Consider the following 23902-nt stretch of genomic DNA (forward strand, 5'->3'; position numbering starts at 1 on the left):
TCCTGGCGGTCGGTGGATGCGGGCGAGCCTTGCACAACGGAACGCGGTCGCGCCAGCCAGGTGTCGCATGAATCGTTTCAGCGCCTGCACGCGAGCCGTTGCCGCGGCGCACGCCGCGCCGCGCGGGTCGCGGACGGTTCCCAGGCGGGCCCATCCCCCGCATAATTGGCGCCTTTCACTGGCCCCTTGCCGGAGCTATCCCTGCCGATGTCCACCCCGCCTTTTCGCGTCGCGCTCAATGGCTATGGCCGTATCGGCCGCTGCGTCCTGCGCGCGCTGCACGAGCGCCCGGAGCAACTGGGCTTCGAGATCGTCGCGCTGAACGACCTGGCCGACCAGGCCAGCGTCGAGTACCTGACCCGCTTCGACTCCACCCATGGCCGCTTTCCCGGCGAAGTGAAGGTCGACGGCGACTGCCTGCACATCAACGGCGATTGCGTGAAGGTGCTGCGCAGCCCGACTCCGGAGGCCATCGACTGGCAGGCGCTGCGGGTCGACCTGGTGCTGGAGTGCTCCGGCCAGTACACCAACCGCGCCCAGGCCGAGCGTTTCCTCCGCGCCGGCGCGCCGCGGGTGCTGTTCTCGCAGCCGATGGCGAGCGAGGCGGACATCGACGCCACCATCGTCTATGGGGTCAACCAGCAGGACCTCAGCGGCCGCGAAACGCTGGTCTCCAACGCCTCCTGCACGACCAATTGCGGGGTGCCGCTGCTCAAGCTGCTGAACGAGGCGATCGGCCTGGAATACGTGTCGATCACCACCATCCACTCGGCGATGAACGACCAGCCGGTGATCGACGCCTACCACCATGAGGACCTGCGCCGTACCCGTTCGGCGTTCCAGTCGGTGATCCCGGTGTCCACCGGTCTGGCGCGCGGCATCGAACGCCTGTTGCCGGAACTTGCCGGGCGCATCCAGGCCAAAGCCATACGCGTGCCCACGGTGAACGTCTCGGCGCTGGACATCACCCTGCAGACTTCTCGCGACACCTCCGCCGCCGAGATCAACCGGGTGCTTCGCGAGGCTGCCGAAAGCGGCCCGCTGCGCGGACTGCTGGCTTATACCGAGCTGCCGCACGCCAGTTGCGATTTCAACCACGACCCCCATTCGGCCATCGTCGATGGCAGCCAGACCCGCGTTTCCGGGCCTCGCCTGGTCAACTTGCTGGCCTGGTTCGACAACGAATGGGGATTCGCCAACCGTATGCTCGACGTCGCCGGACACTACCTGCGCGCCGCCGTGCCTGATCAACAAGTACCCAAGGACTGATTGTCATGACCGTGTTGAAGATGACTGACCTCGACCTCAAAGGTAAGCGCGTGCTGATCCGCGAGGACCTCAACGTGCCCGTGAAGGACGGCCAGGTGCAGAGCGATGCACGGATCAAGGCCGCCCTGCCGACCCTCAAGCTGGCCCTGGAGAAGGGCGCGGCGGTGATGGTCTGCTCGCACCTGGGCCGACCGACCGAGGGCGAGTTCTCCGCCGAGAACAGCCTGAAGCCGGTGGCCGAGTACCTGTCCAAGGCCCTGGGCCGCGAAGTGCCGCTGCTGGCCGACTACCTCGACGGCGTCGAGGTCAAGGCGGGCGACCTGGTGCTGTTCGAGAACGTGCGCTTCAACAAGGGCGAGAAGAAGAACGCCGACGAGCTGGCGCAGAAGTACGCCGCGCTGTGCGACGTGTTCGTGATGGATGCCTTCGGTACCGCCCACCGCGCCGAGGGGTCGACCCACGGCGTGGCCAGGTTCGCCAAGGTCGCCGCCGCCGGCCCGCTGCTGGCCGCCGAACTGGACGCGCTGGGCAAGGCGCTGGACAACCCGGCGCGGCCGATGGCGGCGATCGTCGCCGGCTCCAAGGTTTCCACCAAGCTCGACGTGCTGAACAGCCTGGCCGGCATCTGCGACCAGCTGATCGTCGGCGGCGGCATCGCCAACACCTTCCTCGCCGCGGCCGGACACAAGGTCGGCAAGTCGCTGTACGAGGCCGACCTGGTCGAGACCGCCAAGGCCATCGCCGCCAAGGTCAAGGTGCCGCTGCCGGTGGACGTGGTGGTGGCCAAGGAATTCGCCGAGAGCGCCGTGGCGACCGTCAAGGCCATCGCCGAGGTCGCCGACGACGACATGATCCTCGACATCGGCCCGCAGACCGCCGCGCAGTTCGCCGAGCTGCTGAAGACCTCGAAGACCATCCTGTGGAACGGTCCGGTCGGGGTGTTCGAGTTCGACCAGTTCGGCGAGGGCACCCGTACCCTGGCCAATGCCATCGCCGATAGCGCGGCGTTCTCCATCGCCGGCGGCGGCGATACCCTGGCGGCGATCGACAAGTACGGCATCGCCGAGCGGATCTCCTATATTTCCACCGGTGGCGGCGCGTTCCTCGAGTTCGTCGAGGGCAAGGTCCTGCCGGCCGTGGAAATCCTGGAGCAGCGCGCCAAGGGCTGACGCAGACGGGGCAAACCATTCGCCGTCCTCGGGGGTCACACCTTTGAGGACGACGAAAAAAGGAGGTGCCCCATGCGTTCCGTAACCTTGCCACTCCTGATGTTCTGCCTGGGCCTGGCCGCCTGTAGCGGCGATGGCGGTCGACGCCCGAGCACCTGCGAGGTGATCAGTCCGCCGGACGTGATGGTGCCGACCGAGCAGAACCGCCAGCGGGTCGAGCAGCAGAGCAGCGGCGATCCGACCGCCGGACAAAAGCCGGTGGAATGCCCGTAGTGCTTTTCTGCCAGTTTCTACGGAAAGGGCTGGGGATTCGCCAGCGTACGCAGTAGCATTGCGCCTTTCCTGTGACAGGCAAGGCCAGCCGGCCGCCGCGCGGGCCGCTTGCGGCCCGGCGAGGTGCGGCGGAGCGTTCCGCACGGATGGAGGATGGACATGAACTACTCGCGTATCGCCCTGTTCGGCGGCTTCGCCGCCGCGGCGCTGCTGGCCGGCTGCTCCGCTTCCTCCGGCAAGCCGGGCGGCAAGGACTGGACCCGCTGGACCTGCGACAGCAAGGCGGTGATCGAATGGCGCTATATCGACGGCAGCAAGAACATCGTCGACCTGCGCCTGAAGGACGAGGACGACGTGGTCCACCACTTGGAGCAGGAACCTGCGGCCGTCGGCGCTTTCTATAGCGACGGACGCCTGGGCTTCCACCTGGAGAACGACGAAGGCCTGGTGTACTGGGTCGAAACCGACGACCTCATCGGTCGCGGTTGCAAGGCGCGCTGAGTCGCGCCGGCAGGGGCGCGGCGCCGCGACCGCTCCTCGCAAGGAACTTGAACCGGGCCTGCCCCTGCGGCAGGCTTCTGAATCACTGAACGACCCCGCGATTGGGAGATACGAGAACCATGGCACTCATCAGCATGCGCCAGATGCTGGATCACGCCGCCGAATTCGGCTACGGCGTGCCGGCCTTCAACGTCAACAACCTCGAGCAGATGCGCGCCATCATGGAAGCGGCGGACAAGACCGATTCGCCCGTGATCGTCCAGGCTTCCGCCGGTGCTCGCAAATACGCCGGCGCGCCCTTCCTGCGCCACCTGATCCTCGCCGCGATCGAAGAATTCCCGCACATCCCGGTGGTCATGCACCAGGATCACGGCACCAGTCCCGACGTCTGCCAGCGTTCCATCCAGCTGGGCTTCAGCTCGGTGATGATGGACGGCTCCCTGCGTGAAGACGGCAAGACCCCTGCCGACTACGACTACAACGTCCGCGTGACCCAGCAGACCGTGGCGTTCGCCCATGCCTGCGGCGTGTCCGTGGAAGGCGAGCTGGGCTGCCTGGGTTCCCTGGAAACCGGCATGGCCGGCGAGGAAGACGGCGTCGGCGCGGAAGGCGTGCTGGACCACAGCCAGTTGCTGACCGATCCGGAAGAAGCCGCCGACTTCGTGAAGAAGACCAAGGTCGACGCCCTGGCCATCGCCATCGGCACCAGCCACGGCGCCTACAAGTTCACCAAGCCGCCGACCGGGGACACCCTGTCGATCCAGCGCATCAAGGAAATCCACGCGCGCATCCCGGACACCCACCTGGTGATGCACGGCTCTTCCTCGGTACCGCAGGACTGGCTGGCGATCATCAACGAGTACGGCGGCGAGATCAAAGAGACCTACGGCGTGCCGGTCGAGGAAATCGTCGAGGGCATCAAGTATGGCGTGCGCAAGGTGAACATCGACACCGACCTGCGCCTGGCTTCCACCGGTGCCATCCGCCGCTTCCTGGCGCAGAACCCGAGCGAGTTCGACCCGCGCAAATACTTCTCCAAGACCGTCGAGGCCATGCGCGACATCTGCATCGCTCGCTACGAAGCCTTCGGCACCGCCGGCAACGCTTCCAAGATCAAGCCGATCTCCCTGGAAGGCATGTTCCAGCGCTACGCTCGCGGCGAGCTGGATCCGAAGGTCAACTAAGCGCCTTCGTTCGAACGGGAGCCCCGCTGGTCGGGGCTCTTGCACATCCGCCCCGGGGAAATCCGATGCGCCGCTGGCTCCTGACCCTGCCGTTCCTGCTGCTGGCCGGTTGCGCTGGCCTGCACGCGCCGTCCCGCGACGTCGAGGAGGCCGCGTCGCCGAGCGTAGCGCGCGATCCCGCCGACCCGCAGGATTGCCTGGCGCGCAGCGACTGCACGACCAAGACTTCGCGCACCCTGCTGTTCGTCTTCGACTATGCAGAGGCCGGCGGCGAACTGGTGGTGCGCGACGGCCGCCAACTGGAAACCCCGCCGGCGCCGCAACGCTCCACCTGGCCGGCGTTGCGCATCCAGCTGGCCGAGCCGGTCAACGGTCGCTTCGAGTTCGAGAGCCCCTGCCTGCGCAAGAGCGGCAAGGGTTGCCGCTACAGCCAGGCTATGCTGCTGAAGGTCTACCGCAGCTACCTGGTCGGCAAGCCTTGCTCGCTGCTCAGTCCTCGCGCAGTGAAACGCTGCGTCGACCCGGCGGCGACCGCCGCGCGGCGCTGAGTCAGGGCTGCAGGTCGAACAGCGCCTTGCCGTCCATGTCGAACGGCGCCGAGAAATGCTCGTGGATCACCTTCCAGCCGTCGCCGTGCTTGCGGTAGCCGGCGCTGACCCGCATCCACGAGGAGTGCGGCTGGCCGTCCGGGCCGGTGCCGCCGCAGTGGCAGAGGTAGTGGGCGAAGGCGACCTGCGGGTCGGCATGGATCTGCAGTTCGGCGATATCGAAGGTCATCGGTCCTTTGCACATCTCGGTGCAGGCCTGCCAGTGCTTCTGGTAGGCGTCGCGCCCCTTGAATTGCAATTGCAGGATGGCGTCGAAGGCGACGATGTCCTCCGCGTAGTACGAGACGATGCGCGGAACGTCGCTGGCGCGGACGGCGGCTCGCCAGTCTTCGATCAATTGGCGGATGGCGCTGACTTCGCTGCTCATGGCTGACTCCTGGTTGTGGCGGGGGACGCCGGCGTGTGCCGGGATGCTTTTACCCTGGTCGTCGGGTGGGCCTTCGGATCGACAATAGCCTCTTCCCCGAGAGGTCCACGAAGCCCCTGACCAATGGCTGCGAGCCACGCCGCGCAAGGCTTTGAACCGTTCGTCTGGAATTCGTGGGAAAACCGCTGTGCTATACCTCGGGCTTTCCCTGCCGCCCAGGAGGTCCCTCATGTCGTCCGTACACAGCGCCGCCCAGCAAGGTTTCAGCGCCGAGGCCCAGCGTTACGCTCAGGGCCGGCCCGAGTACCCGGAAGCGCTCTCCGACTGGCTGCGCGATGCCCTTGGCCTGCGTCCGCAGACCGTCGCGGTGGATCTCGGCGCCGGCACCGGCAAGTTCACCCGCCTGCTGGCCCGTACCGGCGCGCGAGTGGTCGCGGTGGAACCGGTGGATGCGATGCGCGCCCAGCTCGCCGAAGCCTTGCCGCAGGTCCAGGCGCTGGCCGGTAGCGCCCAGTCGATTCCGCTGGCCAACGGCTTCGCCGACGCCCTGGTGTGCGCACAGGCCTTCCATTGGTTCGCCACCGTGGAGGCGCTGGAGGAAATGCGCCGCGTGCTGACGGCGGAAGGCAGGCTGGGGCTGGTGTGGAACGTGCGTGACGAGTCGCTGGATTGGGTCGCCGAGATCACCCGCATCATCACCCCCTACGAAGGCGATGCGCCGCGTTTCTACAAGGGCGACTGGCGTCGGCCGTTCGAGCGCGCGCCCTTCGGACCGCTGCGCTTGTCCACCTTCGCCTACGAGCATGTCGGCCCGCCGGAGCAGGTGATCGTCTCGCGCTTCCTTTCGGTGAGCTTCATCGCCGCCTTGCCGGAGACGGAAAAGAACGCCGTGGCGGCGCAATTGCGCGAGCTGGTCGCCAGCCATCCGGCGCTCAAGGGGAGGGAGCAGGTAGCGCTGCCCTATCGCACCGAGGCCTATCTGGCCGAGGCGCGCTAGGCGTACTGCCCCGCCGCATAACCCGAGGCCCAGGCCCACTGGAAGTTGAAGCCGCCGAGGTGGCCGCTGACGTCCAGTACTTCGCCGACGAAATACAGCCCCGGCGAGCGCTGCGACTCCATGGTCTTCGACGACACTTCGTCGGTGCTCACCCCGCCCAGGGTCACTTCCGCGGTGCGGTAGCCCTCGGTGCCCGAGGGCGTGACCCGCCAGGCCGAAAGCTGCCCGGCGATACCCGCCAGTTCGGTCGGGGTGTACTGCTTCATCGGCTTGGAGACGAACCAGCGGTCGGCCAGCAGTCCGGCGAGCTTCTTGGTGAACAGCTCGGCGAGCAGGGTCTTCAGCTCGCTGTTGGGACGCTCGCGCTGTTGCTGCGCCAGCCATTCGCTGGCGTCGTGGTCCGGCAGCAGGTCGATTTCCAGGGTATCGCCCGGTTGCCAGTAGGAGGAAATCTGCAACATCGCCGGGCCGCTGAGGCCGCGATGGGTGAACAGCAGGTTCTCGCGGAACGCCTGGCCGTTGCAGCTCACCCGGCAATCCACGGAGGTGCCGGAAAGCTCGGCGCACAGCTCCTTCAGCTGGTCGGTGATGGTGAACGGCACCAGCCCGGCGCGGGTCGGCAGCACCTCGTGGCCGAACTGGCGCGCCACCTGGTAGCCGAAACCGCTGGCGCCGAGGGTCGGGATCGACAGGCCGCCGCTGGCGATCACCAGCGACTCGCAGCGCATCTCGCCGGCGCTGGTACGCAGGCGGTAGCCGTCGTCGTCGCGGGCGATCTCTTCGATCGAGGTGTCCAGCAGGATTTCCGCTCCGGCCTCGGCGCATTCGCGCAGCAGCATCTCGAGGATGTCGCTGGACTTGTTGTCGCAGAACAGCTGGCCGAGTTTCTTCTCGTGGTACGGCACCTGGTGCTTGGCCACCAGGCCGATGAAGTCCCACTGGGTGTAGCGGGCCAGCGCCGACTTGCAGAAGTGCGGGTTGCGCGAAAGGAAGTTGGCCGGCTCGGTGTACAGGTTGGTGAAATTGCAGCGCCCGCCGCCGGACATGAGGATCTTCTTGCCGGCCTTGTTGGCGTGGTCGAGTACCCGCACGCGGCGCCCGCGCCCGGCCGCCGTCATCGCACACATCAGCCCGGCCGCCCCGGCGCCAACGATCAGCACATCTGTACTTGCCACTGTCCCACTCCGCTCATCGGAAACGGCGCGCATATTACCCGAAGCGGCGGTCGGCCGCCGGAGCTCCCGACGCGGTACACTGGGCGTTTTCCGCGAACCGCCGGACCCGTGCATGATCCCCCTCAAGTACCTCCAGGCCTATCCCGCATCGCTGCAGGACCAGGTCCGCCAGCTGATCGCCGAGAACCGCCTGGGCGAGTACCTCGAGCGCCGCTACCCGGGGCGTCACGATGTGCAGAGTGACAAGGCGCTGTACGCCTACACCATGAACCTCAAGCAGGAACACCTGCGCAACGCGCCGGGCCTGGACAAGGTGCTCTACGACAACAAGCTCGACGTGGTCCAGCGTGCCCTCGGCCTGCACACCGCGATCTCGCGGGTGCAGGGCGGCAAGCTCAAGGCGAAGAAGGAAATCCGCGTGGCTTCCCTGTTCAAGGACGCCGCCCCGGAGTTCCTGCGGATGATCGTCGTCCACGAACTCGCCCACCTGAAGGAAAGCGAGCACAACAAGGCGTTCTACCAGCTCTGCCAGTACATGCTGCCGGACTATCACCAGCTGGAGTTCGACTTGCGGGTGTACCTGACCTGGAAGAGTCTCTGACGCCCGGTTACGGCGTTCCCAGCGCCACTCGGCTCTCGCGGCGCAGGCGCGCCACGGTCTCCGGCAGTTCGCGCATGTGCTCGACGATGGCGATGGCGCCCAGCTCGCGCAGTACCTCGGCGTGCCCGGCGGGAATGTGCCCGGCGCCGACGAAGCCGATCACCCGCATCCCCGCGGCGAGGGCGGCGCGGGTGCCGGTGCTGCTGTCTTCCACCACCAGGCAACGCTCGGGGGCGACGCCGAGCAGGCTGGCGGCGTGCAGGTAGACGTCGGGTGCGGGCTTGGGCAGGGCGACCATATCGGCGCTGGCCAGGCGTTCGCCGATCAGTTCGCTGAGCCCAGCGCGCGCCAGCGAGCGCTCCAGGCTGTGGCGGCGGCTGTTGGAGGCCACCGCGACGGGCAGGTCCAGGGCCAGCAGCGCCTCGCGTGCGCCGGGAATGGGTTGGACCTGGGCGACCATCTCCTCGCTGCGCTGGCGCACCTCGCGGTTGAAGCTGTCGGGGATGCGCAGGCCGAAGTGCTTCTCGACGCGATCGAGGATGTCGCGGCTGGTCAGGCCGAAGGTGCCTTCCAGCAGGCGCTGCAGCTCCTCCAGCGGCGCGTAGGCGCTGAGCGCCTCGTACATCACGCGCTCGGCGATGACCTCGCTGTCGACCAGAACGCCGTCGCAGTCGGAAATCAGTGCGTCGATGGGGTGGGGCATGGGCTACCTCGCTGCGGGCGTTGGCGCAGGGCGCCGGAGTGGGAGCGAGGCATTCTAACCCCGGTCAGGGGCGGGAAGGGAAACAGGGAGAGGGAGAACGCCGGGCCGTGCGGCCCGGCGGGAAGGAATCAGGCGATGCCCTTCGGGTTCTGGCCGTACTGGTTCTGGCCGGCGTCGCTGTCCTTGGCCAGCAGGTAGATCAGGTACAGGCCGACGATCGGGATCAGCGCGATCAGCATCCACCAGCCGCTCTTGTTGATGTCGTGCAGACGCCGGGCGGTGACGCCCAGGGCCGGCAGCAGCACGGCGAGCGAGTAGAGATTGGCGATCGGCAGGAGCTTTTCACTGATCAGGCCGAGCACGACGCTCAGCGCGACGGAGATGATGATGTTCACCAGGGTGAACATCCAGTATTCCTTGCGACGGGCACGCCCGTTGAAGTCGAAGTAGTGTTCCTTCACGCATTTCAGAAACCATTCCATGTTTGCCTCCTGGGCGTACTGGTAAAGCGGGAGAGTGGGTGCCGCGACAAGTACCCCCGCGCCTCCTTGCCGGGAAAGCACAGTGTAGCCGTACTGTCAGTGAATTCGTACAGGATGTTGCGAAAATCATTCACATTGCATAGCCGCGGATCGCCGAAATGTGCGCCGGTAGCGCTTTCAGCGAGCGGAGTCGGCCTGGCGGCGGAAACGGCCCGGCGATTCGCCGAAGGCCTGGCGGAAATTGCGGGAAAACGCCGCCTCCGACTGGTAGCCGGTCTCGGCGGCGATATCCAGCAGGCTCTTCTGCGTTTGTCGCAGCAGGCCGCGAGCCTTCTCCATGCGGATGCGGGTCAGCAGGTTCCACGGCGAGGTCCCGCCGAGGGCGGAGAAGGCGCGGACGAAACTGGCCCGCGACATCGCCGCCTGCTGGGCAAGCTGTTCCAGGGTCCAGGCATGCTCCGGGCGTTCCAGCATGGCCCGCAGGGCTCGTCCCAGGCGGGCGTCGCCCAGCAGGCCGAACAGGCCGTCGCCCAGCGGTTGGCGGTCCAGGTAGGCGCGCAGGGCCAGGGCGAACAGCGCGGTGGCCAGCGCGTCGATGATCGAGCGGGCGCCGCTGCGGGTGCTCTCGGCTTCCTCGCGCATCAACCCGATCAGCGCGCGCAGGGGCTGCTGGGTCGACTCGTCCATATGCACCAGCAGGCGCTCGGGGAGCGCGCCGAACAGGCTGGCGCCGGCGTGATAGCGGTAGCTGCCGCAAAGCATGCCGAGGGCCTCGCCGGGGCCGTTCAACTGGTACAGCGGGATGCTGCCGCGGTGCTCTACGGTGGGTTCGCAGGGTTGCGCAGGGCTGTCGCTGCGCAGCAGGTGCGGGGTGCCGCGCGGCAACAGGATCAGGTCGCCGGGGTGCAGGTCGAGGCGATCGCCGTCGAGGAATTCGCAGTAGCAGGTGCCGGCCATGACGATATGGAAGGTCGCCTCGCCGGGCACCGCTTGCGGGTGCTCCAGCGCCCAGCTGCCCTGTAGCTGGCAGCGCTGGTCGAGGCGGCCTTGCAGGTTGGCGAGCTGGATGAGCCGGTCGAGTGGGTCCATGGGATGAGCCGATCAGGTCGAAAGTAGAGACGCATGGGCAGGCGGCGCGGTCCAGACTGGTCGAGACTGGTAACCCGACGCGCCACTCCCGGCGCGAAAGCAACGGAGAATATCACCATGCTGAACAACTGGACCGAGTTCGTCCCCGCCGTGAAAAAAGCCTTCGGTGCCCTGGGCAAGCAACACCCGAAGATGCTCGCCGCCTATGGCGCGCTGGAGGAAGCCAGCGCCGAGGGCGCCCTGGATGCCAAGACCCGCGAACTGATCTCCATCGCCGTGGCCATTACCACCCGTTGCGACGGTTGCATCGGCGTGCACACCGAGGCCGCGCTGAAGGCCGGCGCCAGCGAGGCGGAAATCGCCCAGACCCTGGCTACCGCCATCTCCCTGAATGCCGGCGCCGCCTACGTCTATTCGCTGCGCGCGCTGGAAGCCTACGAGCAGTTCAAAAAGTGAGGCCGTACAGGCGCTGCAGGTAGAACAGCAACCCCAGCCAGGCCACTAGGGCCAGCCAGCCCAGCCCCAGCAGGCCCTTGCGCAGCAGCGTCGAGGGCCTGCCATGGAGCAGGTCGACCAGGCTCAGCATGCCACCGAGCAACAGCAGGCCGAGCAGCGCCTGGGTGTACTGGGCGAAATTCGGCGACAACGCCTCGTCGCCGTGGGCGGCATAGTTGTACAGGTTCCAGGCGCAGATCAGCGTCGCCGGCAGCAGCGCCAGCAGCGCGCCGAGCCAGCGCCCGCGGACATGCAGGAGGAAGCCCGCGAGCAGGCCGACCAGCCCGGTACCCAGCGGTAGCAGCGCCAGGCCCTGGCTGAGGTAGACCAGGTCGACGCCGTCGGCGAGCGCCATCGGGGTGACGAAACGGTAGCTGCCGCTGGTGCAGAGCAGCAGCGAAAGCAGCAACAGGGCGTAGCCCGGCAGGTACGGCCAGAAGGCGGGACGCGGGGGCAGGTCGGACATGGATGTTCCTTGCGGGTTGTCCGCTCGCATGAGCGTAGGCTCAAGCGTACCGCTGCGCGTGACAGGCGGCGAGTACCGTTGCGGTTGAACCCTCCGCGAATGGCGGGAGTCAGTCATAGGGTGACGCGAAAAAACGCCGGCTCACGCGCCGGACACCGTATCGACCCTGGACCAAGGAGTTCCGTTCATGGACCTGATCCGCATCCTCATCGCCATCCTCCTGCCGCCGCTGGGCGTGTTCCTGCAAGTCGGCTTCGGCGGCGCCTTCTGGCTGAACATCCTGCTCACCCTGCTCGGCTACATCCCGGGCATCGTCCACGCGGTGTACATCATCGCCAAGCGTTGAGGCCCCTGCTCAGGCGTAGTTCCATGGTTCCTTCACGGTGAAGTCCCGCCACGGGTCTTCGCCGTGGAAGGGGCCGACATAGAGCACCTCGCCGCCCCGGACGATCCATTCCATACCGTGTTCGCGGTCCCATTCGCAGTTCAGCGACAGGTGGATCACCGCTTCGTCGCCCTGTTCCGGGTCGGGCACGATCAGCTCGCCCGGCTCGATCCGTTCCAGCACCCCGCGCGCCGGCGCGACTTCCTCCGCAGACTCGCCCAGCCGCTCCAGGCGCGCGGCGCGGTAGCGCAGGCTGGCGGCACAAAGCCGCTCGACCACGGCGTCATCCAGTTTGTCGAGGGCTCGGGCGCAGCGCCAGGCGTAGGCGTCGTCGGCCTCGTTCTCGATGAACAGGCTGATGTAGCGCCGATACAGGCGCCAATACACTTCGCCCATGTTCGCATCGTCCAGGTTGCGGATCAGTTCCATGCGTGGTCTCCCTGTTCAGCAGCGTTCGGTGAGGGCGATGCCGCGGCCGTCGCCGAAGCCATCGTGTACGTGCAGCCACAGCGGGATCGGCCAGGCCCAGCCGCCGGCCTTCCACCAGCACTCGGCGAACCAGGCTTGCAGCGTATCGGCGAGCAGATCGACGCCGCCGAAGCCGTCGGCGAAATAGGCTTCGTCGAAATCCGGGGCATGTCCCAGGCCGAGCGCCAGGTCCAGCGCCTTGCCGGGAAACAGGCGCGGGTCGCTGGCGTCCACCCGATTGCTGGCGCCATTCAGGTACAACCACGCTTCCGCTGCGTCGCGTCCGTCCTCGCCGAGGAACAGTTGGATCTCGCCGTCGCGCAGTCCTTCCTCCAAGGGTTGCCGGAGCAGCTCGCGCAGGCGCTGGATCACGCCCGGCGCGGCGCGTTGCAGGTCGCGACGGTAGCGCTCGCGGAATTGTTCGGGGCTGAGGCCGAAAGGAATCATGGGCGTTTCTCCGTCATTCGGGCAGGCAGGGCCCGGCTTCCAGCCAGGCCTCCAGGCTGGGTGCCAGGGGTTCGAAGCAGTCCGGCGTCATCGCGCCATGGTCGACCAGGAACAGCGCCTGCCAGTGGTCGTCCAGGGCCATCACCACGGCGCGGCCGCCGCTGTCGTCGCCTATGGCCAGGTAGCCGGGGCAGTAGAGAGAGGTTTCGAAGGCCCGGTTGCGTTCCAGCAACTCGTCGGCGGCGTAGAGCAGCAGGCCCGGCTCGACGAGGCGGCCGCCGTGCTGCTCCAGAGCGGCGACGAAGGCAGCCGGCAGCGTTCGTCCGAGCCAGGCCTCTAGGGCATCCAATTCAGGCTTCATCGGGCTCGTCCAGGGCGAACAATGCATGGTGGCGGGCATGGGCCAGCAGGCGTTCGCCCAGCGCGTCGGCCAGGGCGTAGAAGCGCGTGTCCAGCGCATCCAGGGCCGCTTCGCAGTCGCGGTCGGGTTCATCGGCCCAGGTCGGCATGCGCAACTGGCGTTCGGCCTGGGAGACTGGCACCGGACCGTCGCCGAACAGCAGGGCGGCGGCTCGCTCCAGCAGGGCCAGGGCGTCCTCCGCCTCCAATTCGCGAAGACCCGCGCGCGCCGCCTGGTACTGGTCGCCGGAGGAGTTGCCGAAGTACTGGTCGAAGCCGCCGTTGTGCACTTCGCCGCTGAGCACGCTCACTGCGTAGTAGCTCCGCTCGGCCGGCGACAGCCCGGCGAATCCCTCGCCGCCGTCGTAGACGCGATTCACCAGCGCGCTCCAGTACAGCGCCTGCGGACTCGCCAGGTAGCGCCGTCGCTCCGCGTGGAAGCGCTTGCCATCCTCGATGTTCTGCCGGTAGCCGCCCTTGCAGGGCATGCACAGTCCGTCGTTCCTCGCCGCCGTGGTCGTGAGGATGAGATGGCCGCAGGCGCGGCAGGGAAGGCGGTCGGTCATGAGCGGTCCTTGCTGGTGGAAGGGGCTCATTATTGCGCAGGATCGTTCAGCTTGAACGACAGCTTGGCTTGCCAGCCTGGCACGGCGTTGCCCGCTGGCATGGCCGACCCTCTCTCCCTTCGGGGAGAGGGGCATGAGGACCGGCGCGGAGCGAGAAGCATCACCCCGCGCCAGCCCCCTCAGCTACGACTCACGGAAACGGCCACGCCGGCGATCCCTGGCTCATGTCCAGAAGCTTCACCGTGCTGTATTCGTTGGTCCGGTTGTTGGCATAGAAGAACGCCGGCTGCTCGGCGAAACCGTAGGCCGCCACCTGCGCCTGCGCGGCTGCCGAGGTACGGATGCCCCATAGCGCGAAGGTTGGTCGCTGGTCGCGCTGGGTCAGCCAGGACAGGCCGAGCAACAGGTTGTCGTTGCCGTCCGTGCTGCTGGCATCGCCGCTGTTTCCCGGGCGCTGGGCGTAGGTGCCGTAGCCGAGAGCGGCCTTGCTGGCGTCCCAGTCGGACTTGTCCACCTGGCGCTGGTGCAGGTAGAGCAGGGTCCAGATGTCCCAACCCTGCAGCGGATCGTTCTTCAGGTCGGCCCAGTAGTGCACCCACTGGGTATAGAAGGCCATCCGCTCGCCATTCAGCGCGTAGGTGCCCGGGTCTTCCCACAGACGCTTGTATACGCCTGCCAGCGGATCGGACTCGGCGCGCCCGGCGACGATCAGATTGTAGGCGTTGCGGTAGTTGACCCGCGTATCGTCGAGGTTCTGCCCGAACTCGCGGAGCACGCGCCAGTCCTTGTGCAACGGGAATATCTGGTTGGAGATTTCGCCCGAGCGCCCGCCGTAGACCTTCAGTCGATTCACTTGCAGGTTGTGGCCCAGCTCATGGCTTTCGCCCCAGCCACGCGGGTTCAGGCCCCAGGTCTGGTCGTAGGGGTTGCCGCTGCAACCGCCGCCGCACTGGGCGTACTGGTCGACGTTGATGTGCTGGGTGCCGGGCAGCTTGTGCAGGGTCTCGCTGTCGCAGTCCCAGCCGCGCACCGCGCATTCCTGCTGGATTGCCGGAGTCTTTGCCTGGTTGGGAATGGCGAAGCCGGCCAGGGTGTAGGCGTCGTCGATGAACACCTCGTTCAACTCACGGATGAAGCGCTGGACGTCGCCGCCATAGTCCTTGTCGATCGAGCCACGGACCTTCTCCACCTTGGCGTGGACCTCCACCGAGCCGCTGCGGATCTCCAGCCAGTCGGCCTTGTCGGCGTCCAGCGCCTGGATGAAGTCGGCAATCGCCTGGCTGCTGTCCTCGCCCGGCTGGATGTCGAGGAACGGCTGGCTGGCCGCGCCGGTTACCTTGACGGTTACCGTCTGTCCCGGCGTGGCGCCGCTGTAGACCAGTTGCAACAGGCCGCCGTAGGGCGATACCAGCGCCACCGACTGGTTTGCCTGGAGCTTGATGTCCGGGCTCTTGAGGAAGCGCGGGCGGTCATACTGGCGGGTATTCCACAGCCGCGTCGAGCCGATGCGCTGGGTGTTCAGGCCGACCGCCAGGCTGGCCTGGCCAGCGTCTTCGATGCGAATGCTCAGGCGCTTGCCCGGCGCCGCCATGCGGCCGATGGCGGTGAAGCCCTGGGCCGACGGCAAGGTGAGGGTCAGGGTTTCCTCCGAGCCCGATACCGGCATCGACTGTTGGCGCTGGCCGGCGTAGCTGCCCAGTTCCTTCTGCGCCGCGCCGGCTTCGCGCACGTAGCCGACGATGGCGTCGGCAACGAAGGTTTCCTGGAAGCGCGCCGTGTCGGCGGCCTTGTCCATCGGGTAGCGGATGTTCTGCCGCACCGCGTCGGCCCACAGCAGCCAGAGCCGCAGCGAGGTGGTGCCGGGCAGGGCGAAGAGGTTCTGCGCCTTCTGGTTGTAGGCGTCGAGGGCGCCTTTCAGTACATCGACGCGCTTGCTGAAGTCGCTCAGTCCCGGCACGTCGTCGCAGGTGGTGCGATCGACGTAGGAGGGGCATTTCGACCAGTCGTAGTCCGTGCGCCAGCTACCGTCGACGATCTGCTGCACCAGCGCCGGATCCTGGCCGTAGGCACCGCCCTGCTCGACCGAACGCGCCCGGGTGCGGCTGGATGGCACCGCGTCCTTGTCCCAGTAGTTGCCGCCGTAGGGGCCTTCCTGCAGGCCCAGGCCGGCGAGGATCTGCTGGCCGGTGCTGCTCTGGTTCCAGCCATTGGTGTGCACGAAGAGGATCGGCAGCCCGGCCTGTAGCCGTGCGCGCACCGTGGCGTTCAGGCTAGCGGCGCTGGCGCCGTTGCCCAGTACCAGCAATTTGCTGGCGCTGGCGCAACTGGCGTCGGTCAGCGCGTTGCAGGCGGCGTCCGCCGGTTGCAGGCCGGCGCTCTTCAGGCCGTTGAGGGTGGCGGTCTTGTCCACCCCGACCACGCTGACCTTGAAATCCTTCGCAGTGACCGCGCCCGGGTCGCCGTTCACCAGCCACTGCACCGCCCGCTTCAGCAGCGGCGCGTGGGCGGCATTGGTCCCGCTCAGCTGGGTGAGCACGTTGGTGCCATAGGCCAGGCCGCGGCCGCCGGCCTCCAGGCTCAGGCTGGCGAGCACGCGGCCCTTGTCGCCGATGAGGAAGGGCAGGGTATTGTCCGGGCTGGCCGGCAGGACCCACATGCTGGCGGCGCCAGGATCATAGGCTTGGCTGAGGTTCTGGTAGAGACCGTCGAGCAACTGCGTGCGGGTCTGGCGGATGCGCTCGACCTGCTGCTGCAGGCGCAGGGCGACCAGGTGGCTGTCGGTCAGTTGCGAGGAATCCCCGCTGACCAGTGCCGCATCGAGGATTTCTTCCTGGGTGGCCGCCTGGGCGGACAGCGCGCCCGCCAGGCAGAAACCGGCCAGCAACGCTCGGTGGCGTGGGATGGGTGAGCGACTCATATTCTCTCCTTGCAGTGAGGGAAATGCAGTGGTGGACAGGCTCACAACTGGCGCTATCTGCCCGTGGAGGGCGGCATATTGTCATGGGTGCGCCGGGTATCGCATCGAACAGGGAATGGGCCTCGGACAATGCCGGAAATACGCATGGGCGATCCGCTGCATCGAACGAGTCAAGGCGAGAGGAGCATGTTGGGAAAGGCGGAAAAACTATCTGTTCTGGTTGTTTTTGAACTACGTCTGATTATTTGGATTTTATTTTTACCGATTGTTCGAAGCGCTCTGGAATAGGCGCTCCAGCGTTTCCTGTGACGAAACGATCCAGACTTTGGTTAGGGGCTTGGAAAATACCGAGGATGTACTTCCAGAGCTGTCGATAGAGTTGGAAGTTGCAGTTTCATGAAGGTTTAGGTACTTCGAAGTTACCGCGTTGGCGATGGAGTCGATATCGTCCGGTAGTGCCTTCGGAAGTGCCTGATAAGAGTGCCTTCCCACGCTCAGGCGGCGAGCAGAGCCGCCACGTCCATCGGATTCCGCTCCGCCAGTGGCAGTTCGCCTTCGCCGAAACTTGCGATGCTGCCGCCGACACCCTGCGATTGATCGCGCAGTGGGGGGCGATTCATACCAAAGCCTGTGACCTGCAGCACGGCTCGCTGGTGCAACGGTAGAGACCTATCGGCAGGTGCTGGAAAGCTGCCGCCGGCACAGCTGCGAATTGCTCCTGGCACCGGCCTACGACATCGTCAACACCACGGCTTATATCCCGCAAGATGTACTGGCACTGGATCTCGTAGGCAACAAGTCCCTCTTTGCCTCGCGACAGGGGCTGCTGGAGTTCGTCCAGGTCTGCGATGTAGCTCGACCAAAAGAAGTGATCCGCGAGCAGTTGCAGGCACTGGAGCGGGTGTTGGCCCGCTCGACTGAGCTGAGCGAGCAGGCCCCGCATGTGGTCGCGGCAACCAGGCAATGTGCCGTTCCGTTTATGCAGACGTTTGGCTAGCGCACTCGGAAAGATCAGCGAGCCGCCCAAGCTCGAAAACCCGGTAAGGGGAGATGGCCAGCCGCTGGAAGGCACTCGGGGCGGGACAGACCAAAAAGCTTGAAGCCGCGCAGTGCGCGGCTTTGAAGGTGGTGGGCCCACACGGACTCGAACCGTGGACCAAAGGATTATGAGTTGCCTAGAAACGCCGCAAACCCAGTAAAACCGTGAGTAGCTTACTGTAAGAAAAATAAGCTGAAAGTAGCGTGGTTACTGGGCTTGAGCATAGTTTTGCGAAACCTGCAGAAGCTAGGCACTGTACCGCCAGTGTACTGTTTTTTGTACCGCGAAATGGGTCAATTTTTAGCAGTCTCGTGCATTCGGCTGACCGCTCACGGCGTATCAGCGCTTCTGAGATACGAACCTGCTGCAGCCTTTACCAGTTTCAGTTTCTATCAGACGTAGGCACTGGTTCAATCAAACCACGTTTACGCCATCTATTACCGTTTACCAGAGACTCAAATGAAACTCCATTTGACAAGGTCAGATCATCCGCATGGTCGGTAACGATGATTTGCGGACTAAATCCGTTAGATGCCTCAATGGAGTTGCAGTAAATAGATAATTGACTGAATAAATTTTCTACTGCCTTGATATCCTCATCCACTACGCGCTCATTTTTCGAGCGCTGTGCAGCCTCTTTATTCTTTTGATCCTCAAATGATTCTGAGTTATCACGTTTGAAATTAGGAAAATAAACCTGAGTCGGCTGGTCTAAAAAAAGCACCGTGGGGATTGAGCATTTATCGCCTAGTTCAGCGAAATACTTATGCAATGCCAAGAATAACGTTACATGACTGTAAAGCCAATTTGCACCGCTTCCCATTGATCTCAAATAAATTCTTTCCCCGGTGGGTGTTAGATGATAAAGATCAAAGGTTTCGAAGGAGAAATGAAGGTTAATAGGTTTGTAGCTTGCTTCGAACTCAAAATGGCTGCCGATTTTGGTCATGTATTCATTGACCTTATGTGACGCTTTTTCTAAACCTGTTCGTGCGTCATATCCTCTTAGTTCGCTATTGATTTTTATCAGTTGCTCATTGGTGGAAGTGATGCTCTTGTCTAGTTCAATGTCATCCGCTAGATTTAGTGTGTCCAAAATAGCGAAAAGTCGGGCCTTTATGATTAATATGTTTTCATATAGACTTTTTTGTTGGGCTAGTTGCTTTTCGGTTTTCTCTATCTCTCCAATCTCTTCATTTAGTTTATTGATTTCGTTACTGAGTGATTCGATTTCCCGCTTTACCGAAACAAGGGAAGACTCAAACTTTGCCTTCATAGGGCGAGCTTGTGTCAGGTTGCTAGTAAGTTTTAATATTGCCTCTTGTAGTTTTTCAGCGCTATCTTTTAATCCATCACTTTCGGTATGGCAGAAAGGGCAAACTGTTGCTGATATGTGTACTAGGTTAGGCGATCCAAGTTGGCGATAGTTTTCAACGAGTCGACTTTCCTCGTCGATGTGTTTTGTGATGGAGGATGCTTGTCTTTGAAGCTTTCTAAGTTCTGCTGTTTTTAGGGTGAGTTGCTGCTTGAGCTGGTTGTAATGCTTTGTCACTGCATCTGATATGTGGTCGATTCTTTCGGGGATGATTATTTTGTCTAATCTTTCTTTGCTGTCCTGTGGGGCGCGTAGAACCTGTTGCACAGTCAGTGGTTCGCTCTTAAAGCCCATCATTGCGTACAATTGATTAAGTACGGGGCCAACATTTTGCTTGTAAAGCTCGCTAGCGCGTTTGTTCGCGTCCTGTTGCCGTTTTAGACGATTTAATTCGCCAGTCAGACGCTCATGCTCTTGGGAGAGCAAGAAGAAATTTTGGTCAACCAAGCCTAAGAATATCTTGGTGTGATCAATTACCTGATCGCGCTTTTCTTTTTCATCAAAGCGATAGAAGAGTGCATGCTTATTGGCAACAAGGTTTTGATGCTGAAGCATAAATGATGTGAAGCTTCGAATGGTCGGTGTTGCGGACTTTCGATTGTATTTGCGATTTGCTCTTGCCGCTAAAGATTCGTCAACATCATCAATATCTACGAAGAAACCTCGTAGATGTTTTTTAAAATCTTCTAATGGCCTGAAGTAACTGCTTTCAAAATAATTTAATTTGATGGATTCTGGCTTGAATGCTTCTTCTCTTCGGAAGAAAGCTTTGTTGTGTGCGTCGGGCCTTCTCGCAATAATCATGGTTTGATTGTTGACTTCAAGAGCTACGTAGTAAATTTCTGCGTTATCGGTAATGACTCCCTTTGGTATTGTGTTTTCGCTGCTGCCAAAGCAGTAGTCAAATATTTCGATTAGTGCACTTTTGCCTGTGGATGATTTCCCAGTGACTACGTTAAGTCCCTTTTTAAAATTTACCGAGTGCTTTTTACTGGCATGGTCAATAACGCCAATTTCGTGGATTATTGTTTTCAACGTGGCTTAACTCCCAGGAATGCATATAGCTCGATCACAGAGTGACCACTTACCAGTTTTCCAAAATTTGCTGCATTTTTCTGTAGTGTTAATTTTTGATCTGAGGTTGTAATGTATTCGAGTGAAAGATTCTTGTCGTCTATTGCCAGCCAATCGTTAGTCAAGCAAAACTGTATGCATTTTTCAGTAAGGCTTTGGAATTCACTGATTCGCTCTTGCAGGTCATAAAGTTTTGCCCTGTCGTTGAAAATTGTCCATATGGAGCTCTTTTTTTTCTCGCCAAATACTGCGCTCGAGAGGCTGGTGCCAAATGTCGGGTGAGTGCAAAGTGGGATAATTAAAGGTGCTAGCAGCAAGTTTTTTTCTACATTTTGGATGGTAGAATAAAATGACGCTATGTGCTCGCCATACTTAAATGGGTTGTACTTCAACTGGTATAGCGCATCAATGACGCTGCTCATGGCTCAATAATCCATTTCAAATCTTGCTCTTCGTCATCCATTGCGTCGTGGATTAAGCCGTTCTTGTACTCAAGTGGTGGGGTATCATTGCCTAGGGAGAGTGGCTGCTCGGAAATTACTTTATTGTAAAGTAACTTTGAGTTTTTAACTTGATCGGTTAATTCGAGTTGCGCGCTTGAGTAAGCTAGCTTGAATAGTTTTACAATTCGTCTTTGATATGCTTTTGTTTTCTCTGCGTAAAGAGGGTATTCGTCGAGTTGTTCGAGGAGTGAGTTCTGCAACTCCATCCAGTTGCCCACTGCATCAGGAATTACAGAAAAATGCTCAATGTCAGTGATTTTCTGGACGAAAAGCTTGTCTTGATGAATTTCGACTTCGAGTTTGGAGGCCTCGCTCCCAGTAAAGGGAGGAAAGGTAAATTCTCGTTTGCAGAATATTGCTGTTAATTCTTCGCATTTTGCGCGAAATTCTTCGTGTTGGATATGCCAGGATTTTTGATTTGCTTGACTATAAACAAAGCCAACGAGTCCTTGTAGATAGCTTTTAAGATTGCTCTTTGGTATGCCAACTGGCTTGGCTAGAAGGTTCTTGTGAAGAGTGTCCGCGTTATCAGCTTCAGTAAATAACGTCACCTTGGCGATAACCTCAATTAATAGTTCTTGGTTTGTGTTCATTACTATTATTTGAAGCTTGATTATCTCAGGCGGTTTTTCTGCGCTTAGCTGCTCTGCGGTGCGCTCGCTATAAATATCTTTAAGTACTTGCAGGCGCTGCTCGGCTGTTTGAGTGTTCCAGTTTCCTAATCTTGTTGTTGCGCCAAAAGCTTGAGTGGTGTGTAGAACCAATGCTCCGTAGGATTTTTGATCAAAGTTTGGGGCAAGCCAATTTTTAAGTGTCTTCCACAGATTCTCGTGGTGGTCAGTTAGAGGGGCGGCATAGTCCTTTACTTCGGTTTGCGAAGACCGCTCAGGTTCATTGCTCAGCAGACTTACATCGCCATCTTTTTCGAACCAAACAGCTTGATCTTCTTGCAGTGAGAAGCATTTTTCTAGGCCAATCAGTACTTGGTAGTGAAATGCCAGAGCTGTTGTTAATGCTGCGTTTTGGGTTTGACCACCACTCATACACTCGCCTTAATGTGCATATTGTTCCGGAAAATCATAGGGAACAGGCCATGATTTCTATTGATTTCTGCATCTCAAGTAGTCTGTATGACTCGGCACTTGGGAAACATTGAGCATCCCCAAAACTGCTCCCCCGCTTTCGGCCCTGTCTTCACCGTGCGAATCAGCAGAGCGCTTCCGCATTTCGGGCATTGCCGCTCGGCTGTCGTATCACTCCGGCGCTTGAGGTTTTGCACGTGCTCGCGATGGGTGGCGAGGGTCGGCGCACGGCGGCCGGTTTGCAGGGTGTGCAGCATGGCGTCGACTTCAGCCTCGTTGAAGACCACCTGCTGGAATGTCTTGATATAGCGGATAAAGCCGATGCCCTGGGTCACGTTGGCCGGCACTTCGGTCTTGAAGGTGCTGCCGCCGACAAAGGTGATGACCGAGTGTAGATGCTCGGGGCTGACGCCAAGGGTGGCTTCCAGGGCTTTGAGGTGCTTGTAGTTCTGCCGCAGCGGGTTCTGGAACTTGAAGGTGCGTTTGTAGACCTTCTGCGTCCACTGCGCCTGCTTCTCGCTGCCGAAGATCCAGCCGCTCATGTTCTTCGTTTCTAGCACGAAGATGCCGTAGCGCGAGAGGAATACGTGGTCGATCTGCGTGGTGCCGTCCGGCGTGTTCAGGGTGACGTTGTGCAGGCGGCGGTAGGTTTGCCTGTCCAGTTGCCAATGGGCGAACAGTCGCACCAGCAGTTCACCGACCTGCCCCTTGGCCCAAGGCGATTTGAGCAGGCCTATCAGCAGGGCTGCCGGGATAAACCAGGTCAGCATGCCCCAGACCTGGGCGACTATCGGGCTGTAGTCCATTTTCTTCCTTGAGCCGAGCTGCTTAATGGAGAGGCGAGCAGGTGTGCCGAAATCCAGATGCCTGGCACTTAGCCGATAATGGCCAATTGCTTTCGAGTGCTCAAGGGGATCGCGACCATTGTTCTATGGCGCGATGACGCATCAAGGGCTGATGAGCCCGGTGCAGGCGCTCAGCGTGCTATCTGGTAACGGGTGCTACGCCCTCCGCCGGGCAGTCGCTCGATGCAGCCCTTTTCCAGCAGGTCGCTCAGGTGGCGGGTCGCGGTGGCTTTGGAAACCTTGGCCACAGCTTGGTATTGCGCCGCACTGATGCCGTCCTCGAGCCCCCTTTCGCCGCCATCGAGCAGGCGGTTAAGCACTTTGATCTGCTCCGCCGATAGCGTTTGGCTGCGGTGTGCCTGCCAGAAGCGCGCCTTGACCAGCACGCGGTCTATACGGGCAAGGGCTTGCTCCAGGCTCTTGAGCAAGGTTTCGAGAAACCACTGCAGCCACTTGGTGATATCCAGCCCGCCTTTCTGACTGGCTTCTAGGATGCGGTAATAGCCGGCGCGGTCGTCGAGGATGCTCGCAGACATGGCGTAGAAGCGAATGGCTTGCTGCTCGCCCTGAGCCAATGCCAGATCGGTGATAGCGCGGGTGAGGCGACCGTTGCCGTCGTCGAAGGGGTGCAGGGTCACGAACCAGAAATGTGCGATACCGGCGCGCAGAAACGGGTCGAGGCTGGCATCGCTGCGGCTGCTTTCGAACCAGGCGAGAAAGTCCGCCAGTTGCGCTTCCAACCCTGCGCGGGGAGGGGCTTCGAAATATACGGTAGGGCGGTCTATCCGACCCGAAACTACCTGCATGGGCTCTTTGCCGCGCAGTGCGCCGATGTGTAGTGGTCGAGCCAGAAGTTGGTCATCGGTGGGGAATAACCAACTGTGCCAGGTGAACAGTCGCTGTTCGTCTAGCGGCTCTTGATGTGCGTGGGTGGCATCGAGCAGCAGTTCCGCCAGGCCTTCGGAGCGAGAGGTGGTTCGACCTTCTTCTTGCAATCCCAGTCGCCGTGCCAGTGATGAGCGCACCGAACCGACATTCAGTTGCTCTCCCTCAATGGCTGAAGAGGTGACGATGTTCTGCAGCATGGCATCCAGGCTGCTCTGCACTTCGGTGTCACTCCCCACGGCACCGAGCATTCCTAACAAACGACCCTGAGCCTGGCTACAGGAGCGCAGCAGTGGTGCAAGCGCTTCGGCTTGCCAGTTGAACTGCGGCCAGTCGGGCTGCTGCCAGATCCAGAGTGGGTCGTTCATAAGGGATGTTCATCTTGAGCCGATTAGAGAGCCTATTCGGCTCATTTTGTGAGCCGATAATGCCAACTATTCGGCTCACTGTCTAATTCTCAAGCTGGGTTGATAGCTTGATGAGCATGCTTGTTCAGGGTGACTGAGTCAGCTAAAGCGCCTGTTTCAGCACGTCAAAA

27 protein-coding genes and 1 pseudogene are annotated in these 23902 nt (G+C 61.8%); 11 read left to right on the top strand and 17 right to left on the bottom strand.

Annotation, left to right across the window (positions count from 1 at the left end; translation table 11 throughout):
• The first annotated feature begins 207 nt into the window (after nucleotides 1-207).
• The 6 genes from epd to HMPREF2716_RS00995 all read left to right on the top strand — a co-directional run bounded on the left by epd (nucleotide 208) and on the right by HMPREF2716_RS00995 (nucleotide 4944).
• Entirely contained in the window at nucleotides 208-1269 is a 1062-nt protein-coding gene (epd, locus tag HMPREF2716_RS00970) for an erythrose-4-phosphate dehydrogenase (protein WP_003084958.1), read from the top strand.
• Between the two features lie 5 nt (nucleotides 1270-1274).
• The gene (locus HMPREF2716_RS00975) at nucleotides 1275-2438 is read left to right on the top strand and encodes a phosphoglycerate kinase (RefSeq protein ID WP_003101603.1); all 1164 of its coding nucleotides are present in this window, start codon (nucleotides 1275-1277) and stop codon (nucleotides 2436-2438) included.
• A 72-nt stretch (nucleotides 2439-2510) separates the two neighbouring features.
• Nucleotides 2511-2711, top strand: a complete 201-nt coding sequence (locus HMPREF2716_RS00980) for a hypothetical protein (protein WP_003084961.1) — start codon at nucleotides 2511-2513, stop codon at nucleotides 2709-2711.
• Between the two features lie 159 nt (nucleotides 2712-2870).
• Nucleotides 2871-3212 carry an MliC family protein gene (locus HMPREF2716_RS00985; RefSeq protein WP_003113229.1) on the top strand — a complete coding sequence of 114 codons (342 nt, stop codon included), beginning with the start codon at nucleotides 2871-2873 and terminating at the stop codon, nucleotides 3210-3212.
• A 119-nt stretch (nucleotides 3213-3331) separates the two neighbouring features.
• On the top strand, nucleotides 3332-4396 hold the full coding sequence (gene fba / locus HMPREF2716_RS00990) for a class II fructose-bisphosphate aldolase (RefSeq protein WP_003084964.1): 1065 nt from the start codon (nucleotides 3332-3334) through the stop codon (nucleotides 4394-4396).
• Nucleotides 4397-4461: 65 nt separating this feature from the next.
• A complete protein-coding gene (locus tag HMPREF2716_RS00995; protein ID WP_003113228.1) occupies nucleotides 4462-4944 on the top strand; it encodes a hypothetical protein in 483 nt (160 codons plus the stop codon).
• A gap of 1 nt (nucleotide 4945) precedes the next feature.
• On the opposite strand, the gene HMPREF2716_RS29575 is transcribed toward HMPREF2716_RS00995, so the two are convergent.
• On the bottom strand, nucleotides 4946-5371 hold the full coding sequence (locus tag HMPREF2716_RS29575) for a YybH family protein (RefSeq protein WP_003101606.1): 426 nt from the start codon (nucleotides 5369-5371) through the stop codon (nucleotides 4946-4948).
• 229 nt (nucleotides 5372-5600) lie between these two features.
• Here HMPREF2716_RS29575 and HMPREF2716_RS01005 point away from each other — a divergent pair, with 229 nt between their 5' ends.
• A complete protein-coding gene (locus HMPREF2716_RS01005) occupies nucleotides 5601-6368 on the top strand; it encodes a class I SAM-dependent methyltransferase (RefSeq protein WP_003101607.1) in 768 nt (255 codons plus the stop codon).
• Here the strand turns inward: HMPREF2716_RS01005 and HMPREF2716_RS01010 are convergent.
• Nucleotides 6365-7543 carry a BaiN/RdsA family NAD(P)/FAD-dependent oxidoreductase gene (locus tag HMPREF2716_RS01010; protein WP_023132753.1) on the bottom strand — a complete coding sequence of 393 codons (1179 nt, stop codon included), beginning with the start codon at nucleotides 7541-7543 and terminating at the stop codon, nucleotides 6365-6367. The two genes, HMPREF2716_RS01005 and HMPREF2716_RS01010, sit on opposite strands and share 4 nt — an antisense overlap.
• A gap of 112 nt (nucleotides 7544-7655) precedes the next feature.
• Between HMPREF2716_RS01010 and HMPREF2716_RS01015 the strand changes: the two genes are divergently transcribed.
• Nucleotides 7656-8144: a M48 metallopeptidase family protein gene (locus HMPREF2716_RS01015; protein ID WP_003084971.1), complete on the top strand. Its 489-nt coding sequence runs from the start codon at nucleotides 7656-7658 to the stop codon at nucleotides 8142-8144.
• Nucleotides 8145-8151: 7 nt separating this feature from the next.
• Here the strand turns inward: HMPREF2716_RS01015 and HMPREF2716_RS01020 are convergent, their stop codons facing one another.
• From HMPREF2716_RS01020 to HMPREF2716_RS01030, 3 genes are all read right to left on the bottom strand, one after another.
• Nucleotides 8152-8847, bottom strand: coding sequence for an HAD family hydrolase (locus HMPREF2716_RS01020; protein ID WP_003084972.1), 696 nt, complete (start codon nucleotides 8845-8847; stop codon nucleotides 8152-8154).
• Between the two features lie 128 nt (nucleotides 8848-8975).
• On the bottom strand, nucleotides 8976-9329 hold the full coding sequence (locus HMPREF2716_RS01025; RefSeq protein ID WP_003084974.1) for a DUF805 domain-containing protein: 354 nt from the start codon (nucleotides 9327-9329) through the stop codon (nucleotides 8976-8978).
• Between the two features lie 177 nt (nucleotides 9330-9506).
• The gene (locus HMPREF2716_RS01030) at nucleotides 9507-10418 is read right to left on the bottom strand and encodes an AraC family transcriptional regulator (protein ID WP_023518313.1); all 912 of its coding nucleotides are present in this window, start codon (nucleotides 10416-10418) and stop codon (nucleotides 9507-9509) included.
• Nucleotides 10419-10535: 117 nt separating this feature from the next.
• Here HMPREF2716_RS01030 and HMPREF2716_RS01035 point away from each other — a divergent pair, with 117 nt between their 5' ends.
• Nucleotides 10536-10874 (top strand): carboxymuconolactone decarboxylase family protein, encoded by a 339-nt coding sequence (locus HMPREF2716_RS01035; protein WP_004352218.1) that lies wholly within the window; start codon nucleotides 10536-10538, stop codon nucleotides 10872-10874.
• Here the strand turns inward: HMPREF2716_RS01035 and HMPREF2716_RS01040 are convergent.
• Complete coding sequence (locus HMPREF2716_RS01040; RefSeq protein ID WP_023518314.1) at nucleotides 10864-11379, bottom strand: hypothetical protein; 516 nt, start codon at nucleotides 11377-11379, stop codon at nucleotides 10864-10866. The two genes, HMPREF2716_RS01035 and HMPREF2716_RS01040, sit on opposite strands and share 11 nt — an antisense overlap.
• A 187-nt stretch (nucleotides 11380-11566) precedes the next feature.
• Here HMPREF2716_RS01040 and HMPREF2716_RS01045 point away from each other — a divergent pair, with 187 nt between their 5' ends.
• The gene (locus HMPREF2716_RS01045; RefSeq protein ID WP_003084988.1) at nucleotides 11567-11725 is read left to right on the top strand and encodes a YqaE/Pmp3 family membrane protein; all 159 of its coding nucleotides are present in this window, start codon (nucleotides 11567-11569) and stop codon (nucleotides 11723-11725) included.
• 9 nt (nucleotides 11726-11734) lie between these two features.
• Here the strand turns inward: HMPREF2716_RS01045 and HMPREF2716_RS01050 are convergent, their stop codons facing one another.
• The 6 genes from HMPREF2716_RS01050 to HMPREF2716_RS29750 form a co-directional block, all read right to left on the bottom strand.
• Nucleotides 11735-12193 (bottom strand): DUF6985 domain-containing protein, encoded by a 459-nt coding sequence (locus HMPREF2716_RS01050; protein WP_023518315.1) that lies wholly within the window; start codon nucleotides 12191-12193, stop codon nucleotides 11735-11737.
• A 15-nt stretch (nucleotides 12194-12208) separates the two neighbouring features.
• Nucleotides 12209-12679, bottom strand: coding sequence for a hypothetical protein (locus tag HMPREF2716_RS01055; protein WP_003099612.1), 471 nt, complete (start codon nucleotides 12677-12679; stop codon nucleotides 12209-12211).
• Nucleotides 12680-12692: 13 nt separating this feature from the next.
• Complete coding sequence (locus HMPREF2716_RS01060) at nucleotides 12693-13040, bottom strand: SMI1/KNR4 family protein (protein ID WP_023518316.1); 348 nt, start codon at nucleotides 13038-13040, stop codon at nucleotides 12693-12695.
• Entirely contained in the window at nucleotides 13030-13644 is a 615-nt protein-coding gene (locus HMPREF2716_RS01065; protein ID WP_023518317.1) for a DMP19 family protein, read from the bottom strand. Before HMPREF2716_RS01065 ends, HMPREF2716_RS01060 begins: the two co-directional genes overlap by 11 nt.
• 190 nt (nucleotides 13645-13834) lie before the next feature.
• Nucleotides 13835-16606, bottom strand: coding sequence for an ImpA family metalloprotease (gene impA, locus HMPREF2716_RS01070; protein ID WP_083318181.1), 2772 nt, complete (start codon nucleotides 16604-16606; stop codon nucleotides 13835-13837).
• A gap of 449 nt (nucleotides 16607-17055) precedes the next feature.
• Nucleotides 17056-17181 carry a hypothetical protein gene (locus HMPREF2716_RS29750; protein ID WP_255251930.1) on the bottom strand — a complete coding sequence of 42 codons (126 nt, stop codon included), beginning with the start codon at nucleotides 17179-17181 and terminating at the stop codon, nucleotides 17056-17058.
• A 98-nt stretch (nucleotides 17182-17279) separates the two neighbouring features.
• Between HMPREF2716_RS29750 and HMPREF2716_RS01075 the strand changes: the two are divergent.
• A pseudogene (locus HMPREF2716_RS01075) lies at nucleotides 17280-17558 on the top strand (type II toxin-antitoxin system HipA family toxin); the annotation flags it as partial.
• Between the two features lie 424 nt (nucleotides 17559-17982).
• Here the strand turns inward: HMPREF2716_RS01075 and HMPREF2716_RS28375 are convergent.
• The 5 genes from HMPREF2716_RS28375 to HMPREF2716_RS01085 all read right to left on the bottom strand — a co-directional run bounded on the left by HMPREF2716_RS28375 (nucleotide 17983) and on the right by HMPREF2716_RS01085 (nucleotide 23732).
• Nucleotides 17983-20010 carry a DUF3732 domain-containing protein gene (locus tag HMPREF2716_RS28375; protein WP_023518320.1) on the bottom strand — a complete coding sequence of 676 codons (2028 nt, stop codon included), beginning with the start codon at nucleotides 20008-20010 and terminating at the stop codon, nucleotides 17983-17985.
• Complete coding sequence (locus HMPREF2716_RS28380; RefSeq protein ID WP_071533922.1) at nucleotides 20007-20471, bottom strand: three component ABC system middle component; 465 nt, start codon at nucleotides 20469-20471, stop codon at nucleotides 20007-20009. The genes HMPREF2716_RS28375 and HMPREF2716_RS28380 overlap by 4 nt, the downstream gene beginning before the upstream one ends.
• Nucleotides 20468-21595 (bottom strand): hypothetical protein, encoded by a 1128-nt coding sequence (locus HMPREF2716_RS28385; protein WP_071533923.1) that lies wholly within the window; start codon nucleotides 21593-21595, stop codon nucleotides 20468-20470. Before HMPREF2716_RS28385 ends, HMPREF2716_RS28380 begins: the two co-directional genes overlap by 4 nt.
• Before the next feature lie 74 nt (nucleotides 21596-21669).
• Complete coding sequence (locus HMPREF2716_RS01080) at nucleotides 21670-22440, bottom strand: nuclease-related domain-containing protein (RefSeq protein ID WP_023518321.1); 771 nt, start codon at nucleotides 22438-22440, stop codon at nucleotides 21670-21672.
• A 170-nt stretch (nucleotides 22441-22610) separates the two neighbouring features.
• On the bottom strand, nucleotides 22611-23732 hold the full coding sequence (locus HMPREF2716_RS01085) for a Fic family protein (protein ID WP_023518322.1): 1122 nt from the start codon (nucleotides 23730-23732) through the stop codon (nucleotides 22611-22613).
• Nucleotides 23733-23902 lie beyond the last annotated feature (170 nt).

Source organism: Pseudomonas sp. HMSC076A11 (assembly GCF_001810205.1).
Lineage (GTDB): Bacteria > Pseudomonadota > Gammaproteobacteria > Pseudomonadales > Pseudomonadaceae > Pseudomonas > Pseudomonas aeruginosa.

Excerpts from the sequence above, each read along its gene's own strand:
- HMPREF2716_RS28380 (WP_071533922.1), bottom strand. The coding sequence starts at position 20,471 with ATGAGCAGCGTCATTGATGCGCTATACCAGTTGAAGTACAACCCATTT.
- HMPREF2716_RS00980 (WP_003084961.1), top strand. The coding sequence starts at position 2,511 with ATGCGTTCCGTAACCTTGCCACTCCTGATGTTCTGCCTGGGCCTGGCC.
- HMPREF2716_RS28385 (WP_071533923.1), bottom strand. The coding sequence starts at position 21,595 with ATGAGTGGTGGTCAAACCCAAAACGCAGCATTAACAACAGCTCTGGCA.
- HMPREF2716_RS00985 (WP_003113229.1), top strand. The coding sequence starts at position 2,871 with ATGAACTACTCGCGTATCGCCCTGTTCGGCGGCTTCGCCGCCGCGGCG.
- HMPREF2716_RS01085 (WP_023518322.1), bottom strand. The coding sequence starts at position 23,732 with ATGAACGACCCACTCTGGATCTGGCAGCAGCCCGACTGGCCGCAGTTC.
- HMPREF2716_RS01035 (WP_004352218.1), top strand. The coding sequence starts at position 10,536 with ATGCTGAACAACTGGACCGAGTTCGTCCCCGCCGTGAAAAAAGCCTTC.
- epd (WP_003084958.1), top strand. The coding sequence starts at position 208 with ATGTCCACCCCGCCTTTTCGCGTCGCGCTCAATGGCTATGGCCGTATC.
- HMPREF2716_RS29575 (WP_003101606.1), bottom strand. The coding sequence starts at position 5,371 with ATGAGCAGCGAAGTCAGCGCCATCCGCCAATTGATCGAAGACTGGCGA.
- HMPREF2716_RS29750 (WP_255251930.1), bottom strand. The coding sequence starts at position 17,181 with ATGAATCGCCCCCCACTGCGCGATCAATCGCAGGGTGTCGGCGGCAGC.
- HMPREF2716_RS01055 (WP_003099612.1), bottom strand. The coding sequence starts at position 12,679 with ATGATTCCTTTCGGCCTCAGCCCCGAACAATTCCGCGAGCGCTACCGT.
- HMPREF2716_RS01080 (WP_023518321.1), bottom strand. The coding sequence starts at position 22,440 with ATGGACTACAGCCCGATAGTCGCCCAGGTCTGGGGCATGCTGACCTGG.
- HMPREF2716_RS00975 (WP_003101603.1), top strand. The coding sequence starts at position 1,275 with ATGACCGTGTTGAAGATGACTGACCTCGACCTCAAAGGTAAGCGCGTG.
- HMPREF2716_RS01040 (WP_023518314.1), bottom strand. The coding sequence starts at position 11,379 with ATGTCCGACCTGCCCCCGCGTCCCGCCTTCTGGCCGTACCTGCCGGGC.
- HMPREF2716_RS01050 (WP_023518315.1), bottom strand. The coding sequence starts at position 12,193 with ATGGAACTGATCCGCAACCTGGACGATGCGAACATGGGCGAAGTGTAT.
- HMPREF2716_RS01015 (WP_003084971.1), top strand. The coding sequence starts at position 7,656 with ATGATCCCCCTCAAGTACCTCCAGGCCTATCCCGCATCGCTGCAGGAC.
- fba (WP_003084964.1), top strand. The coding sequence starts at position 3,332 with ATGGCACTCATCAGCATGCGCCAGATGCTGGATCACGCCGCCGAATTC.
- HMPREF2716_RS01065 (WP_023518317.1), bottom strand. The coding sequence starts at position 13,644 with ATGACCGACCGCCTTCCCTGCCGCGCCTGCGGCCATCTCATCCTCACG.
- HMPREF2716_RS00995 (WP_003113228.1), top strand. The coding sequence starts at position 4,462 with ATGCGCCGCTGGCTCCTGACCCTGCCGTTCCTGCTGCTGGCCGGTTGC.
- HMPREF2716_RS01020 (WP_003084972.1), bottom strand. The coding sequence starts at position 8,847 with ATGCCCCACCCCATCGACGCACTGATTTCCGACTGCGACGGCGTTCTG.
- HMPREF2716_RS01045 (WP_003084988.1), top strand. The coding sequence starts at position 11,567 with ATGGACCTGATCCGCATCCTCATCGCCATCCTCCTGCCGCCGCTGGGC.
- HMPREF2716_RS01025 (WP_003084974.1), bottom strand. The coding sequence starts at position 9,329 with ATGGAATGGTTTCTGAAATGCGTGAAGGAACACTACTTCGACTTCAAC.
- HMPREF2716_RS01060 (WP_023518316.1), bottom strand. The coding sequence starts at position 13,040 with ATGAAGCCTGAATTGGATGCCCTAGAGGCCTGGCTCGGACGAACGCTG.
- HMPREF2716_RS01030 (WP_023518313.1), bottom strand. The coding sequence starts at position 10,418 with ATGGACCCACTCGACCGGCTCATCCAGCTCGCCAACCTGCAAGGCCGC.
- HMPREF2716_RS01005 (WP_003101607.1), top strand. The coding sequence starts at position 5,601 with ATGTCGTCCGTACACAGCGCCGCCCAGCAAGGTTTCAGCGCCGAGGCC.